The sequence below is a fragment of the Pseudomonas sp. B8(2017) genome, from assembly GCF_002113575.1.
Taxonomy (GTDB): domain Bacteria; phylum Pseudomonadota; class Gammaproteobacteria; order Pseudomonadales; family Pseudomonadaceae; genus Aquipseudomonas; species Aquipseudomonas putida_Z.
This window is the reverse complement of record NZ_NEIO01000001.1, coordinates 211,162-227,114: the sequence shown is the minus strand read 5'-3', so window position 1 is coordinate 227,114 and position 15,953 is coordinate 211,162. Positions and strand designations below refer to the sequence as shown.

The window sequence follows — 15,953 nt, the reverse complement described above, 5'->3', positions numbered from 1 at the left end:
CCGCTCCTACAGGGACCGCGTCAGCGGGTCTGAAACGGTCTTACCGCGAAAGTGGCAGGCTGGTGGTGGACTTGATCTCCGACAGCGCCACGATCGAGTTCACCTCCTGTATCCCCGGCACGTTCGACAGCTTTTCGAAGAAGAACCGTTCATAAGCCTCGATATCCGGGGTGACGATGCGCAACAGAAAGTCCACCGACCCCATCAGCACATAACACTCCAGCACCTCCGGAAACCCGCGGATTGCGTCGGTGAACTCGGTGAAGTTGGAGCGCCCGTGGGCGTTCAGTTTCACCTCGGCAAATATCTGCGTGTTCAGGCCGACCTTCTTGCGGTCCAGCAAGGTCACCTGCCCGCGAATCACCCCCTCCTCCTTCAACCGCTGGATACGCCGCCAGCACGGCGATTGCGACAGCCCCACGCGTTCGGCGATCTGCGCGCTGGACAGAGAAGCGTCCTCCTGCAGCAGTTCGAGGATACGGCGGTCGTAGGCGTCCAGCTCGCTGTGCATCAATAATTCTCCCGAACAGCACTTGATGAATAGAACAATTCGCCAATACAGCGAAATGATCAAATCATAGCGAAAAAATACCGCCGCCAACGTGCAAGAATTTCTCCCACATTTGCGGAGACCAGCATGAACGCACAGCCCCGTACCGACGCCTGGGCCGCCAGCAGCGCCCACAGCACCGTGCACTATCGCCTGCAGGCCGAGGCCGAGCCTGACAGCCTGTGCCGGGTGCTCAACCTGTTTGCCCTGCAGTTCCTGACCCCGCACAGCGTGCAGGTCAGCCAGCAGGATGACTGGCTGGATATCGAGGTCGGCATCGGCGGCCTGAGCTGGCACCGGGCCGAGGTGATTGCGCAAAAACTGCGCAACCTGGTGTGTGTGGGTGAGGTGAGCCTGAGCAACCTGCAGCGGGTGGAGCTGGCGGTTGTGTAAGCATTTACCGGCCCTATCGCCGGCAAGCCGGCTCCCACAGGTACAGCGCAATCTTCGAGCCTGTGGTGATCCTGTGGGAGCTGGCTTGCCGGCGATAGGGCCAGTACAGGCACAGTAAATTCCCGAAACTTTTCACTTCCGTTAACCTTCCGCCGTCCGGCTAGCCTTGATCAGCACTCCCCTATCAGGCACGGACGCCCACCATGCACACCCCCGACAACCCGGCACTCGACCTCAAGCACCTGCTCCAGGCCCTGCTCGCCGACCAGCACCTGCACGCCAACGACACCCTGCAGGTACTCGAGCACGCCGCCACTCACCCCACCGCCCACCCGCTGGAACAGATCGCCGCCTGCGCCCTGGAAGACCGCCGACACCCTGGCCAGCCCCTGGACCTGGACCGCCTCTGCCAATGGCTGGCCAACAAGGTCGGCCAGCCCTACCTGCGCATCGACCCGCTGCAACTGGACCTGCCCCAGGTCACCGGCCTGATATCCCCGGCCTTCGCCCAGCGCCACGGCATTCTTATCGTCGCCGCCGACGCCTCCAGCGTCACCGTCGCCAGCGCCCAGCCCTACCAGGACGACTGGCTGGCCGACCTCACCCGCAGCCTGGGCCGGCCGATCCGGCGCGTGCTGGCCAGCCCGCAGCAGGTCCGCCAGGCAGGGCAGTCGTTCCACCGCCTGGCCCAATCGGTAAAGGGCGCGCAACACCAGCAGTCAGCCAGCCTGGGTGAACTCGAACAGCTGCTGGAGCTGGGCAAGCGCCAGGCCGAGGCCAGTGCGGACGACGCGCACATCGTGCATATCGTCGACTGGCTGCTGCAGTACGCCATCGAGCAACGCGCCAGCGATATCCACCTGGAACCACGCCGCGAGCAGGGCCAACTGCGCTACCGCATCGACGGCCTGCTGCACAACGTCTATGCCTTCCCCGCCGGGGTGACCCTGGCGCTGGTCAGCCGCCTGAAACACCTGGGGCGCATGGACGTCGCGGAAAAGCGCCGGCCGCAGGATGGCCGGCTGCAAAGCCGCCTGCCTGGCGGCGGCGAGGTGGAACTGCGGCTGTCGACATTGCCGACCCCGTTCGGCGAAAAACTGGTGCTGCGCCTGTTCGACCCGCAACAGCTGCAAGAAGGCTTCGACCGGCTGGGCCTGGATGGGCCACAACTGGACCAGTGGCAAGGCCTGCTGCGCCAGCGCCAGGGCATCATCCTGGTCACTGGCCCCACCGGGTCCGGCAAGACCAGCACGCTGTACGCCAGCCTCAAGCTGCTGGCCACGCCGCAGGTCAACCTGTGCACCATCGAAGACCCGATCGAGCGCCTGGAACCCACCTTCAACCAGTTGCAGGTGCAGCCCGCCCTGGACCTGGGTTTCGCCAACGGTGTGCGGGCCATGCTGCGCCAGGACCCGGACATCATCATGATCGGCGAAATCCGTGACCGCGAGACCGCCCTGGTGGCGGTGCAGGCAGCCCTGACCGGGCACCTGGTGCTGTCGACCCTGCATACCAACGACGCCTGTGGCGCGATCACCCGCCTGCAGGAACTGGGTGTGGCCGACTACCTGATCAAGGCGACGCTGGTGGGGGTCATGGCTCAGCGGCTGGTGCGCACACTGTGCGCGGATTGCCGGGGTGGTGCAGCGCTGCCCGAAGGCCAGCCATGCCGTACCTGTCGTGGCACGGGGTTCCATGGCCGCACAGGGTTGTTCGAGCTGCTGATACCCAGCGACAGCCTGCGCGCCCTGATAGGCCCGGGCAGCGATCTGGCCAGTTTGCGGCGCCAGGCCGTGGCCGATGGCTTGCTCGATCTGCGCCGCTGCGGCGAAGCCAAGGTAGCCTGCGGGCAGACCCGCCAAGAGGAAGTGCTACGGGCCTGTTCCTGAGCAAAAATCCTTTGTATTCAAGGAACTTGCACCCCTGTGGCAGGATCAAATCGCGCATCTTCAACCCTCACCCTTCGAGGTGTTTCAACATGCGTTTCAAAACCGCCATCGCTGCCGCTGCCTTGCTTTCGCTGCCTATCGGCTCGGCCATGGCCGATACCTTCTGGCGTAACGTGATGACTACCGGTGCTACCACGGCATCGAGCTACCTGACCTCCGGGGATCACAAGCTGGTGATGGCGGCGCAGGATGACGCCGGCAGCTTCGTGGCCAGCGAAGGCGCGATCCGCGGGCCGTTCCTTGAAGCGGCGATTCGCCAGGCCCGCGCGGAAAACCCGGGGATGCAGGCTTCCGACATGGAACTGGCCAATGCCATCCTGGCCAAGAATGCGGTAGCCGAGTAACCACGGCGGGGGCTTCGCCCCCGATCGCCGGCAAGCCAGCTCCCACAGGTACTGCACCATTCTCCAGGCCTGTGCAGTACCTGTGGGAGCCGGCTTGCCGGCGATGAAGCCAACACCCATCTTCACCCCTAACGATAAGCCTCCACCGGCACACAAGCACAGAACAGATTCCTGTCCCCATACACGTTGTCGACCCGGTTCACCGCTGGCCAGTACTTGTGCTGGCGCACATGAGCACTGGGCGCCACCGCCTGTTCCAGGCTGTAGGGCCTGTCCCACACCGCCAGCACATCGGCCAGGGTATGCGGCGCATGCTTGAGCGGGTTGTTCTCCGCCGGCCAGTTGCCCTCCTGCACTTCGCCAATTTCCGCCCGAATCGCCAGCATCGCCTCGACGAAGCGGTCCAGCTCGGCCTTCGACTCACTCTCGGTCGGCTCGACCATCAGCGTGCCCGGCACCGGGAACGACATGGTCGGCGCGTGGAAGCCATAATCCATCAGGCGCTTGGCCACGTCCTCTTCGCTGATGCCGGTCAGCGCCTTCAGCGGCCGCAGGTCGAGGATGCACTCATGCGCCACCCGCTGGTTGCGCCCGCGGTAGAGCACCGGGAAAGCCCCACCCAGCTGGCTGGCCAGGTAATTGGCCGAGAGGATCGCCACCTCGCTGGCATCGGCCAGCTGCAGCCCCATCATGGCTATGTACATCCAGCTGATCGGCAGGATGCTCGCACTGCCCCAGGGCGCGGCACTGACCGCGCTGTTGTTCGGGTCCAGGCCGGGTACCGGCACCACCGGGTGGCTGGCGACGAACGGCTTGAGGTGCGCGCGAATGCCGATCGGGCCCATGCCCGGCCCGCCACCACCGTGGGGAATGCAGAAGGTCTTGTGCAGGTTCATGTGTGAAACGTCGGCGCCGATATCCGCCGGCCGCGCCAGGCCCACCTGGGCATTGAGGTTGGCGCCATCCATGTATACCTGGCCACCGTGCTGGTGGACCACTTCGCAGATCTCGCGAATCCCCTCTTCATACACGCCGTGGGTCGACGGGTAAGTGATCATCAGGCACGACAACCGATCCCCGGCCGAGTGGGCCTTGGCCTTGAGGTCGGCCAGGTCGACGTTGCCATCGTCGTCGCAATCGACGATCACCACCTCCATGCCGGCCATTTGCGCCGACGCCGGGTTGGTGCCGTGGGCCGACGACGGAATCAGGCACAGCGTGCGTTGCGGCTGGTGGCGGCTGCGGTGGTAGCGGGTAATGGCCATCAGGCCGGCGTACTCGCCCTGGGCACCGGAGTTGGGCTGCATGCAGATGGCATCGAAGCCGGTAATGGCGCACAGCCAGCTTTCCAGTTCGTCGATCATCGCCTTGTAGCCGATGGCCTGGGACGCCGGGGCAAACGGATGCAGCTGGGCAAAGCCAGGCCAGGTGATGGGGATCATCTCGCTGGTGGCGTTGAGCTTCATGGTGCACGAACCCAGCGGGATCATCGACTGGTTCAGCGCCAGGTCCTTGTTCTCGAGCTGCTTGAGGTAGCGCAGCATCTCGGTTTCGCTGTGGTGCAGGTTGAACACCGGGTGGGCGAGGAACGGCGTGCGCCGCACCAGGCTGGCGGGGATGCCTTCGGGCAGGGCCAGCTGGTCGAGTGCGGCTATATCCAGGCCGTGGTCCACCCCCAGGAAGATGTCGAACAGGCGCAGCACCGTCTGCTCCGAGCAGGTCTCGTCCAGACTCACGCCCAGGTGCCCGCGGCCAAGGATGCGCAAGTTGATCTGCGCGGCCTCGGCGCTTTCGATGATGGCCACCTGGGCACCGCCGACGTCCAGGGTAAGGGTGTCGAAGAAGTGCTGATTGAGGCGTTTGATGCCCTTGGCCTCGAGGCCGGCGGCCAGAATGAAGGTCAGCCGGTGCACGCGCTGGGCAATGCGCTGCAGGCCTTCCGGGCCGTGGTACACCGCGTAGAAGCCGGCAATGTTGGCCAGCAGCACCTGGGCCGTGCAGATGTTGGAGTTGGCCTTCTCGCGGCGGATATGCTGCTCGCGGGTCTGCAGGGCCATGCGCAACGCGGTGTTGCCACGGGCATCGCGCGACACGCCGATGATGCGCCCCGGCATGGCTCGCTTGTAGTCATCGCGGCAGGCGAAATACGCCGCGTGGGGGCCGCCATAGCCCATCGGTACGCCAAAGCGCTGGGTCGAGCCCAGCACCACATCGGCACCCAGCTCCCCAGGCGGTGCCAGCACCACCAGGCTGAGCAGGTCGGCGGCTACGCAGGCCAGGGCATGCTGGCTGTGCAAATGGTCGATTTGCGGGCGCAGGTCGCGCACCTCGCCGTGGGTATCCGGGTACTGCAGCAAGGCCCCGAAAACCGCGTGTTTGCCAAGGTTATCCACAGAGTCGACGATCAGCTCGAAGCCGAAGCCCTCGGCACGGGTCTTGAGTACCGACAGGGTCTGCGGGTGACAGTGCTCGTCGGCGAAGAAGGCATTGCTCTTGTTGCGCGCCACCCGCTTGGCCAGGGCCATGGCCTCGGCGGCGGCGGTGGCTTCGTCGAGCAGCGAGGCGTTGGCCAGGGCCAGCCCGGTGAGGTCGATGACCATCTGCTGGAAGTTCAGCAACGCCTCCAGCCGGCCTTGGGCAATCTCGGGCTGATAAGGCGTGTAGGCGGTGTACCAGCCCGGGTTTTCCAGCACGTTGCGCAGGATGACCGTGGGGGTGATGGTGCCGTGGTAGCCCATGCCGATCAGGCTGGTCCAGACCTGGTTCTGCCCGGCGTAACCGGCGAGCTTGGCCAGGGCGGCCTGTTCGTCCAGTGCCGGCGGCAGATCGAGGGGGCGATTGAGGCGGATGTCTGGCGGTACGGTCTGCTCGATCAGCTCACTGCGGCTGGCGACACCCAGCGCGTTGAGCATGGCCTGCTGCTCCGTGGCATCCGGGCCCAGGTGGCGACGCAGGAATGGGTTGAGCTCTTGCAGTTGATGCAGGGATGGCGACTGGGACATGACGACGCTCTCTTCCTGGAACAGCTCTCATGGAGACTTACAAGTCTAGGAAGGGATTGCCGATTCTGCGGGGAAAGTTGTTTTGCCAGTACCGGCCCTATCGCCGGCAAGCCAGCTCCCACAGGTAACCACAGGCCCTGAGGCGCGCGCTATCTGTGGGAGCTGGCTTGCCGGCGATGAGGCCTGAAGCCTTATTCGCCGATAGCGGCTGCGTAACCAGCAGCATCCAGCAGCTTGTCCAGCTCGGCCGGGTTGCTTGGCTTCAGCTTGAAGATCCACGACTCGTAAGGTTCTTCGTTGAGCAGCTCAGGGCTGTCAGCCAGCTCTTCGTTGACCGCGATCACTTCGCCACCGACCGGGGCATAGATGTCCGAAGCGGCCTTGACCGACTCGACCACACCGGCCGCGTCGCCAGCGGCGAATACCTTGCCGACTTCAGCCAGCTCGACGAACACCACGTCACCCAGGGCTTGCTGGGCGTGGTCGCTGATACCCACGGTCACGGTGCCGTCGGCTTCCAGGCGAGCCCACTCGTGGCTTTCGGCAAAACGCAGGTCGGCGGGGATATTGCTCATGTCTTGAATTCCTCGATTGGCTCAGCGGTACGCCCGCCGGTTAAAAATTGTTCAGATCAGGATCTTGCCGTGGCGCACAAAGGTCGGTTTGACCACCCGCACCGGGTACCACTTGCCGCGGATTTCCACCTCGGCCCGGTCGCCGGTGGCCATGGGCACGCGTGCAAGGGCAATGGACTTGCTCAGCGTAGGCGAGAAACTACCACTGGTGATCTCCCCTTCGCCAATCCCGGCTACACGCACCACCTGGTGGGCACGCAGCACGCCGCGCTCTTCCAGCACCAGGCCTACCAGTTTTTCCTGCACGCCGTGCTCGATTTCCGCCAGCAGCCCGGCGCGGCCGATGAAGTCGCGCTCGGCCGGCTCCCAGGCGATGCTCCAGCCCAGGTTGGAGGTAAGCGGGGTGTGGGTTTCGTCGATGTCCTGGCCGTACAGGTTCATGCCGGCTTCCAGGCGCAGGGTATCGCGGGCACCAAGGCCGCTGGGGGCGATACCGGCACCGACCAGGTCGTTGAAGAAAGCCACGGCCTGCTCGCCCGGGAGGATGATCTCCAGGCCGTCTTCACCGGTATAACCGGTGCGGGCAATGAACCAGTCGCCTTCGGCAACGCCTTCGAACGGGCGCAACTCGCGGATCAGCGCGGCACGCGCGGAGCTGAGCAGGGCCGCAACCTTTTCTCGGGCATGCGGGCCCTGGATGGCAAGGATGGCAAGGTCTGGGCGGACCTCGAAGTCCACGGCAAAACCGTCACGCTGCAGCTGCAGCCAGTCGAGCACCTTGGCGCGGGTGGCGGCGTTGGTGACCAGGCGATAGCCATCTTCCGTGCGGTAGACGATCAGATCATCGATCACCCCGCCCTGTGCCTGCAGCAGCGGGCTGTAAAGCGCCTTGCCGGTGTCGTCGAGGCGGGCCACATCATTGGCCAGCAGACGCTGCAACCAGGCAGTGGCGTCGCTACCATCGACATCGATCACGGTCATGTGGGAAACATCGAACACCCCGCAATCGCTGCGCACCTGATGGTGCTCCTCGACCTGCGAGCCATAGTGCAGGGGCATGTCCCAGCCACCGAAATCGACCGTCTTGGCGCCAAGCGCCAGGTGCAGGTCATACAAAAGCGTGCGCTGTCCCATGGGTTTCTCCTTCCGGGCGTGGCGAAGCGGCGGCGGTCGATGACGTCGGGTCGTCAGCTCTTCTTGTGTAGGACCCGCCGCGCGAATGCCGCGCATTGTAGCCGCAAGGGCGCGGGCTGGCACCCTCAGTGACTGTGACCGGGTCGACGTGCCGAACGGCGGATCAGGCCGATGACCGGCAGCAGGCCCACCAGCACCAGGGTCAGTGCCGGCAACGATGCACGCGCCCACTCACCCTCGCTGGTCATCTCGAACACCCTTACCGCCAAGGTGTCCCAGCCGAACGGGCGCATCAGCAAGGTGGCCGGCATTTCCTTGAGCACGTCGACGAACACCAGCAGGGCGGCGCTGAGCGCGCCAGGCACCAGCAGCGGCAGATACACCTTGAAAAACAATCCCGCGCCACCGACGCCCAGGCTGCGGGATGCCTCGGGCAGTGACGGGCGGATCCGCTCCAGGCTGCTCTCCAGCGGCCCGTAGGCCACCGCGATGAAGCGCACCAGGTAGGCCAGCAGCAATGCGGCCAGGCTGCCCAGCAGCAGCGGCTTGCCGGCACCGCCCAGCCAGCTGGACAGCGGGATGACCAGGTGGTTGTCGAGGTAACTGAAGGCCAGCATGATCGACACCGCCAGCACCGAGCCGGGCAAGGCATAGCCCAGGTTGGCCAGGCCTACCCCGGCGCGGATACCGCCCGTCGGCGCCTGGCGCCGGGCAAAGGCCAGCAGCAACGCCACACACACCGTGACCAGCGCCGCCATGCCGCCCAGGTACAGGGTGTGCAGCACCAGGCCGACATAGCGCTCGTCCAGGTCATGCCGGCCGCGCTGCCAGAACCACGCCAGCAGTTGCAGCAGCGGGATGACGAAGGCGCAGGCGAACACCAGCAGGCACCAGCCACTGGCCAGCAACGCCTTGAACCCGCGCAGGTGATACAGCGCCTGCCCGCGCGGCCGCTCGTTGCCGCTGCGGCTGGCCCCCCTGGCACGGCGCTCGCCATACAGCACCAGCATCACCGCCAGCAGCAACAGGCTGGCCAGCTGGGCCGCGCTGGACAGGCTGAAGAAGCCGTACCAGGTCTTGTAGATGGCCGTGGTGAAGGTGTCGAAGTTGAACACCGCCACCGCGCCGAAGTCGGCCAGGGTTTCCATCAGGGCCAGGGCAATACCGGCGCCGATCGCGGGCCGTGCCGTGGGCAGGGCCACACGCCAGAACGCTTGCAGCGGGGACAACCCCAGCACCCGCGCCGCTTCCATCAGGCCCTTGCCCTGGGCCAGGAATGCGCTGCGCGCCAGCAGGTAGACATAGGGGTAGAACACCAGCACCAGGACGACGATCACCCCGCCGGTAGAGCGTACCCGCGGGAGGCGCATTGGCCCGAACACCTCGCGCAGGGCGCTCTGCACCGGGCCGGCGAAGTCCAGCAGGCCGACGAAGACGAACGCCAGCACATAGGCCGGGATGGCGAACGGTAGCATCAGCGCCCAGTCCAGCCAGCGCCGGCCAGGGAACTCGCAGAGGCTGGTCAGCCAGGCCAGGCTGACGCCGAGCACGGTGACGCCGATGCCCACACCCACCACCAGCGTCAGGGTATTGCCCAGCAGGCGAGTCATCTGGGTGTCGAGCAGGTGCGACCAGATCTGCAGGTCGATCGACTGCCAGGACAACAGCAGGACGCTCAGGGGCAGGAGCACCAGGACGGCGACCAGGGTGACCGGGAGGTACCAGCGGCGTTGGGGGGCGTGGGGCAAGTTGAATGTCTCTGTGGCTGGTTTGCGACCGCTATGCGGTCGTTCGCGGGCACGCCCGCTCCCACAGGGATCGAGTAGTCCTGTGGGAGCGGGCATGCCCGCGAAGAGGCCCTGAAAGGCCCCGGAAGGATAAAGCCTGGCGCTTAGTTCCAGCCAGCCCGATCCATCAAGCGAATCGCTTCAGCCTGGCGCTTGCCAGCGATTTCCACCGGAATGCTGTCAGCCTTGAAGCTGCCCCACGCTGCCACTTCTTCCGATGGCTTGACCTTCGGGTTGGCCGGGAACTCCTGGTTGATGTCGGCGAACAGCTTCTGCGCCTCTTCACCGGTCATCCATTCCACCAGCTTCTTCGCCGCTTCCGGGTGTGGCGCATGCTTGGTCAGGCCGATGCCCGACAGGTTCACGTGCACGCCACGGTCACCCTGGTTGGGCCAGAAGATCTTCACCGGCAGTTTCGGGTTCTGGTTGTGCAGGCGGCCGTAGTAATAGGTGTTGACCACGCCCACGTCGCACTGGCCGGCCTCGATGGCCTGGATCACTGCGTTGTCGTCGGAGAACACGTCGGTGGACAGGTTGTTGACCCAGCCTTTGACGATCTGCTCGGTCTTCGCCTCGCCGTGGGTTTCGATCAAGGTGGCGGTCAGCGACTGGTTGTACACCTTCTTCGCCGTGCGCAGGCACAGGCGGCCTTCCCACTGCTTGTCGGCCAGGGCTTCGTATGTGCTCAGCTCCTGCGGCTTGACCCGCTCGGTGGAGTAGATGATGGTGCGGGCGCGCAGGCTCAGGCCGGTCCAGTCGTGGGACGAGGCTCGGTACTGCGACGGGATGTTCTGGTCGATGATGTCGGACTTGATCGGCTGCAGGATGCCCATCTGCTCGGCCTGCCACAGGTTGCCGGCATCGACGGTCAGCAGCAGGTCGGCCACGCCGTTTTCGCCCTCGGCCTTGATGCGCTGCATCAGCGGGGCTTCCTTGTCGGTGATGAACTTGATCTTTACCCCGGTCTTGGCGGTATAGGCATCGAACACCGGCTTGATCAGCTCGTCGATGCGCGAGGAGTACACCACCACTTCGTCCGCTGCGTGGGCGGTGCCGCCAAACAGGGTCAGGGCCAGGGCGGCCAGTAGGGGCTTGCGTGGCAACATGGAAAGCACTCCTCGGATCGTATGAGAGGCGCAAATGGTAGTGAATCCCATTTTCCGACTCATCTACATAGGCGTTACCGGATGTTGCAGAGGGATAACAGTTGCAAGGTTCCTGTGGGAGCGGGCATGCCCGCGAACACCGGCAAAGCCGGTGCCATACACCGCGTTGCCTGTTTCGCGGGCATGCCCGCTCCCACAGGACTCCAGCAAGCTCAGGCCTTGGCCAGATCCGGCAGATCACCGCTCAAACCCAGCGCCTGTCGCACAAACATCGCCTTGGCCTCCGGCATCTGCTCCACCAGCTTCAACCCGCTGTTACGCAACCAGCGCAACGGCAACGGGTTGGCCTGGAACAACCGCTCGAACCCTTCCATCGCCGCCATCAGCGCCAGGTTGTGCGGCATGCGCCGCCGCTCGTAACGGCTCAGCACCTTCACATCCGCCAGCCGCTCGCCACGCTCGCAGGCGTTGACCAGCACTTCGGCCAGCACCGCAGCATCAAGGAAGCCCAGGTTGACGCCCTGCCCGGCCAGCGGGTGAATGGTGTGCGCGGCATCGCCGATCAATGCCAGGCCTTCGTCCACATAGCGCTTGGCGTGGCGCTGGCGCAGCGGCACGCACAGCCGCGGGTCGGCCTGCAGCACATCACCCAGGCGCCCCTCGAAAGCCCGCTCAAGGGCTTTCAGGAAGGCCGCTTCATCCAGCGCCATCAATTGCTCGGCATGCTCCGGGGTGGTCGACCACACGATCGAGCACCAGTCCTGTTGGCCATCGCGGGTCAGCGGCAGGAACGCCAGTGGCCCTTCATCGGTGAAGCGCTGCCAGGCCGTGGCCTGGTGCCCGGCGCTGCAACGCACGCTGGTGACGATGGCGTGGTGCAGGTAATCCCACTCGCGGGTTTCGCAGCCGGCCAGGCGCCGCACTGCCGAGTTGGCACCGTCGGCCGCGATCACCAGCGGCGCACGCAGCTGGCGGCCATCGGCGAGGGTCAGCAGCCACTCGTCGCCGGAGCGGCGCAGCTGTTCGAGCCGCGCATTGGGCAGCAGGCCGATGTCGCTGTCATGCAGGCGCTCCAGCAGGCCATCCTGCACCACCCGGTTCTCGACGATGTGGCCGAGCACCTGGGCATGCACGCTGGCAGCCGAGAAGTGAATCTGCCCGGTGCCGCTGCCATCCCACACATGCATGTCCGAGTATGGCGTGGCACGCCGCTTGGCAATGCCATCCCAGGCGCCAAGGCGCTCGAGGATGCGCTGGCTGGCTGCCGACAGCGCGCTTACACGCGGCTCGAACGGGGCATGGGCATCGAACGGCTTGACCGTCAGCGGGCCGCCGTCGAGCAAGAGGATTTGCAAGCCACTGTGGCGCAACGCCAGGGCCAGGGCGCTGCCGACCATACCGGCACCGACAATCAACAGATCTGCGCGCATTTCCATGCCTTACGCCAGCCTCGCTTGCGGCTTGAGCCGCACATATAGGGTTTTATCGACCCGCGCCACCAGCTCGCCGGCGCCGTCGCGGATATCGACCTGCAAACGCGGCAGGCATTTCTTGCCGGTGGCGGTCTGCTGGCGGATTTCGTCCAGCAGCGCGTCATCGACGTGGAGTTCGGCATACACCGGGCCTTTGCCCGGCGAAATGAAATCGATGCTGGCAGCCTTGTCCCAGACGATGTAGTCACGCCCCAGCTGCTCGATCAACAGCAGCATGTAGAACGGGTCGACCATCCCGTACAGGCTGCCGCCGCACTGGGTGCCGACGTAGTTGCGGTTCCAGCGGGTCAGCTTCATCGCCACCTTGACGCTGCGCAGGTCCGGGCTGATGTGCTGCACGCGGATGCCAGCCCCGAGGTGCGGCGGGAACAGGTTAAGCCGCCAACGCAACAGGCACGCCCGGCGCGCCAGCCTGCGCGCGTCGTCACTCATGCCTGACCTCGCGGATCGGGGCGGGTGCCCAGGCCCATGGCCTGGCGGGCGAACCAGCTTTTGGCCGGTGGCAGCAGGTCGAGCCCAAGCAGGCCAAGGTTGCGGCCTGCGGCCAGCAATGGCTGGCTGCTGCCGAACAGGCGGGTGACCTGGTCGGAAAAACCGATGGTCATGGCCTGGTCCAGGCGCTGGCGCTGGTGGTAGCCCTGCAACGTGGTCAGGTCACCAGGCTGCTGCGGCCCGGCCAGCAGCGCCTCGGCCAGCGCCTGCACGTCACGCAGCGACAGGTTGAAGCCCTGGCCGGCAATGGGGTGCAGGCTGTGCGCGGCGTTGCCCAGCACCACCAGATGCGGCCGCACCTGCTCCTGGGCCTCGATCAGCGACAGTGGGTAGAGGTGCCGCGCGCCGACCTGGCGCAAGGCGCCCAGGCGATAGCCGAACACGCCCTGCAGCTCGCGCAGGAAACTGCGCTCGTCGATGTCGGCCAGGCGTCGCGCGTCCATGCCCTGGCGGGTCCAGACCAGCGCGCAGCGGTTATCTGGCAACGGCAGCAGGGCCATGGGGCCTTCTTCGGTGAAACGCTCGAAGGCCTGGCCACCGTGGGCCTCGCCCGGGGTGATATTGGCGATCAACGCGCTCTGTTGGTAGGGCGTGTGGCGCACATGGATGCCCAGCTGTTCGCGCAGGCCGGAGCGGCCACCGTCGGCCAGTACCGCCAGGTCGCACTCCAGCTGGGTGTCGTCGTTCAGCAGCAGGCGGTAGCCACCTTCGATGGCCTGCATCGCGGTCACCTCCGCCGGGCAGCGCCAGCTCACCACCTCGCTGTCCAGCCCTTGCCACAGGCACTGGCCCAGCCAGGCGTTTTCCACCACGTAGCCAAGCGCCGGCACGCCCTCTTCCAGGGCATCCAGGCGAGTGGCGCCGAAGCGGCCGCGGTCAGATACGTGAATCTGCCGGATCGGCTCGGCGCGATGGCCGATGGCCTGCCACAGGCCCAGCTGCTGGTAGATCTGCTGGGTACCGAACGAAAGTGCTGACGAACGCGCGTCGTAGCTGGGCTGGAAGCTGTCACCGGGGGCGAACGGTTCGATCAGCAGGATCTTCCAGCCTCGCACCTTGGCCCCCGCCTGCAGGGCCAGGGCCAGGCTCGCGCCCACCAGGCCGCCACCGATGATCGCCAGGTTTACCCGATTCATGCCGCGTCCTTGCGGGCGGCCTGCATCAGCGCCTCGATCTCGGCGACCGTGCGCGGCACGCCCGAAGTCAGGATTTCACAGCCTTGCCTGGTCACTACCACGTCGTCCTCGATCCTTACACCAATGCCGCGCCATTTCTTGGCCACGGCCTGATTGTCGGCGCCTATGTAGATGCCCGGCTCGACGGTCAGCGCCATGCCGGGTTCAAGCACCCGCCACTCGCCGCCCACCTTGTACTCGCCCACATCGTGCACATCCATGCCCAGCCAATGCCCGGCGCGGTGCATGTAGAAGGCACGATAGGCCTCGCTGTCGATCAGCGCCTGCACCTCGCCCGTCAGCAGGCCCAGTTCCACCAGGCCCTCGGTGATGACCCGCACGGTCGCCTCATGGGCGTGGTTCCAGTGCTTGCCGGGAGCGATTTCGGCAAACGCCGCTGCCTGGGCCTTGAGCACCAGCTCGTAGATGGCCTTCTGCTCGGGCGAAAAGCGCCCGCTGACCGGGAAGGTACGGGTGATGTCGCTGGCGTAGCAGTCGATCTCGCAGCCGGCGTCGATCAGCACCAGGTCGCCATCCTTGAGCGGGGCGTCGTTCTGCTGATAGTGCAGGATGCAGCCATTGCGCCCGGCCGCGACGATCGAGCCGTAAGCCGGCATCTTCGCCCCGCCCTTGCGGAACTCGTAGTCCAGCTCGGCTTCCAGGCTGTATTCGTGCAACCCGGCCCGGCAGGCCTGCATGGCCCGCACGTGGGCCCGCGCCGAGATGTCTGCGGCAGCGCGCATCACCTTCACTTCCGCTGCCGATTTATACAGGCGCATGTCGTGCAGCAGATGATCCAGCGCAACGAACTCGTTCGGCGGCTGGGCGCCCAGGCGGGCCTTGGAGCGGATCACGTTGATCCAGTCCATCAGCCGGCGGTCGAACTCGGGGTTGCTGCCCATGGCGCTGTACACCCGCTCACGGCCTTCGATCAGGCCCGGCAGGATCTCGTCGATGTCGGTGATGGGGAAGGCATCGTCTGCGCCAAAATCGTGCACCGCACCTTCCTGACCGGCCCGCAGACCATCCCACAGCTCGCGCTCGGGGTTGCGTTCACGGCAGAACAGCACGTATTCGCCATGCTCGCGCCCCGGGATCAGCGCAATCACCGCTTCCGGCTCGGGGAAACCGCTGAGGTACTGGAAGTCGCTGTCCTGGCGGTAAACGTGCTCGACGTCGCGGTTTCGGATGGCAACCGCGGCGGCGGGCAGGATGGCGATGCTGTTGGGGACCATCTGCGCCATCAGCGCCTTGCGCCGACGGGCATACTCGGCCTTGGGAATGTGGCTCATGGGCAGACTACCCCCGGTTGATCAGTGCAGCGATGGCTTGGGTGCGGGGGCGGCCGGCTTGGCCAGCTCGGAGAACAGCAGCAACGGTGCCACGCGCAGGTATTCCATGACTTCCATGTAGTCGCTCTCGCCGTCCTCGGACTCCTCGAGGGCTTCCTGGACCTGGGAAATGGCCACCAGGTCCTGCAGCACTTCCTTGGCCTCGTCGGACAGGTCCTTGCCACCGGCATTCAGGCCGAAACCGGTGATGAAGCCTTGGCACCACTGGCCCAGCGCGGTGGCGCGGTCGCTCAGGGCGGCGTCGTCGGAAGGCAGCAGCAGGACGATGGCCATGTCGTCGCTGGTCAGCTCGCCCTTGACCATTTCCTGCAGGCCGACCAGGGCGTTGCGCACGGTGTCACCGGGCTCGGTTTCCAGCAGCTGGGCGGCATCGGCCAGCCAGCCGTCGGCGTCGAAGCCGGCACCGGCGCAGCTGCGGCCGATCAGCAGGCCGTGCAGTTCGGCCGGGGTGACAGGATGACCATTGCTGGACAGCAGCATGGCGAAGGCGATGTAGGGCGATTGGGTATTGGGCATGGGCAGCTAGGCGCCAGACGGCGCAATGACTAGAATGGAGACCTTGTATCCTAGCACCGGCAGGCGCGCCAAGACCATCGGCACT

General features: G+C 65.6%; 14 protein-coding genes. 3 read left to right on the top strand and 11 right to left on the bottom strand.

All coding sequences use genetic code 11. The features are described from left to right. Positions 1-40: 40 nt before the first annotated feature. A complete protein-coding gene (locus tag CAG22_RS01080; protein ID WP_015272225.1) occupies positions 41-511 on the bottom strand; it encodes an Lrp/AsnC family transcriptional regulator in 471 nt (156 codons plus the stop codon). A 126-nt stretch (positions 512-637) separates the two neighbouring features. Here CAG22_RS01080 and CAG22_RS01075 point away from each other — a divergent pair, with 126 nt between their 5' ends. From CAG22_RS01075 to CAG22_RS01065, 3 genes are all read left to right on the top strand, one after another. Next, positions 638-943 (top strand): hypothetical protein, encoded by a 306-nt coding sequence (locus CAG22_RS01075; RefSeq protein WP_003259353.1) that lies wholly within the window; start codon positions 638-640, stop codon positions 941-943. 203 nt (positions 944-1,146) lie between these two features. Next, entirely contained in the window at positions 1,147-2,832 is a 1,686-nt protein-coding gene (locus tag CAG22_RS01070) for a GspE/PulE family protein (RefSeq protein ID WP_085704058.1), read from the top strand. A gap of 89 nt (positions 2,833-2,921) precedes the next feature. Next, positions 2,922-3,236 carry a DUF2388 domain-containing protein gene (locus CAG22_RS01065; RefSeq protein ID WP_003259356.1) on the top strand — a complete coding sequence of 105 codons (315 nt, stop codon included), beginning with the start codon at positions 2,922-2,924 and terminating at the stop codon, positions 3,234-3,236. 128 nt (positions 3,237-3,364) lie between these two features. Here the strand turns inward: CAG22_RS01065 and gcvP are convergent, their stop codons facing one another. The 10 genes from gcvP to CAG22_RS01015 all read right to left on the bottom strand — a co-directional run bounded on the left by gcvP (position 3,365) and on the right by CAG22_RS01015 (position 15,868). Continuing rightward, on the bottom strand, positions 3,365-6,238 hold the full coding sequence (gcvP, locus tag CAG22_RS01060) for an aminomethyl-transferring glycine dehydrogenase (RefSeq protein ID WP_085704055.1): 2,874 nt from the start codon (positions 6,236-6,238) through the stop codon (positions 3,365-3,367). Positions 6,239-6,429: 191 nt separating this feature from the next. After that, the gene (gene gcvH, locus CAG22_RS01055) at positions 6,430-6,813 is read right to left on the bottom strand and encodes a glycine cleavage system protein GcvH (RefSeq protein WP_046613622.1); all 384 of its coding nucleotides are present in this window, start codon (positions 6,811-6,813) and stop codon (positions 6,430-6,432) included. A 51-nt stretch (positions 6,814-6,864) separates the two neighbouring features. Then, on the bottom strand, positions 6,865-7,947 hold the full coding sequence (gcvT, locus tag CAG22_RS01050; RefSeq protein WP_085592394.1) for a glycine cleavage system aminomethyltransferase GcvT: 1,083 nt from the start codon (positions 7,945-7,947) through the stop codon (positions 6,865-6,867). A 125-nt stretch (positions 7,948-8,072) separates the two neighbouring features. Beyond that, on the bottom strand, positions 8,073-9,695 hold the full coding sequence (locus CAG22_RS01045; protein ID WP_085704052.1) for an iron ABC transporter permease: 1,623 nt from the start codon (positions 9,693-9,695) through the stop codon (positions 8,073-8,075). 143 nt (positions 9,696-9,838) lie between these two features. Next, on the bottom strand, positions 9,839-10,840 hold the full coding sequence (locus CAG22_RS01040; protein WP_085615884.1) for an extracellular solute-binding protein: 1,002 nt from the start codon (positions 10,838-10,840) through the stop codon (positions 9,839-9,841). A gap of 212 nt (positions 10,841-11,052) precedes the next feature. Continuing rightward, positions 11,053-12,270, bottom strand: a complete 1,218-nt coding sequence (locus tag CAG22_RS01035; RefSeq protein ID WP_170929252.1) for a 2-octaprenyl-3-methyl-6-methoxy-1,4-benzoquinol hydroxylase — start codon at positions 12,268-12,270, stop codon at positions 11,053-11,055. A gap of 9 nt (positions 12,271-12,279) precedes the next feature. Next, the gene (locus CAG22_RS01030; RefSeq protein ID WP_085615886.1) at positions 12,280-12,765 is read right to left on the bottom strand and encodes a DUF4442 domain-containing protein; all 486 of its coding nucleotides are present in this window, start codon (positions 12,763-12,765) and stop codon (positions 12,280-12,282) included. Further along, positions 12,762-13,961: a 2-octaprenyl-6-methoxyphenyl hydroxylase gene (gene ubiH / locus CAG22_RS01025; RefSeq protein WP_085704047.1), complete on the bottom strand. Its 1,200-nt coding sequence runs from the start codon at positions 13,959-13,961 to the stop codon at positions 12,762-12,764. The genes CAG22_RS01030 and ubiH overlap by 4 nt, the downstream gene beginning before the upstream one ends. Then, the gene (gene pepP, locus CAG22_RS01020; protein ID WP_085704043.1) at positions 13,958-15,292 is read right to left on the bottom strand and encodes a Xaa-Pro aminopeptidase; all 1,335 of its coding nucleotides are present in this window, start codon (positions 15,290-15,292) and stop codon (positions 13,958-13,960) included. The genes ubiH and pepP overlap by 4 nt, the downstream gene beginning before the upstream one ends. A gap of 21 nt (positions 15,293-15,313) precedes the next feature. Further along, positions 15,314-15,868, bottom strand: a complete 555-nt coding sequence (locus CAG22_RS01015) for a YecA family protein (protein WP_003259367.1) — start codon at positions 15,866-15,868, stop codon at positions 15,314-15,316. Positions 15,869-15,953 lie beyond the last annotated feature (85 nt).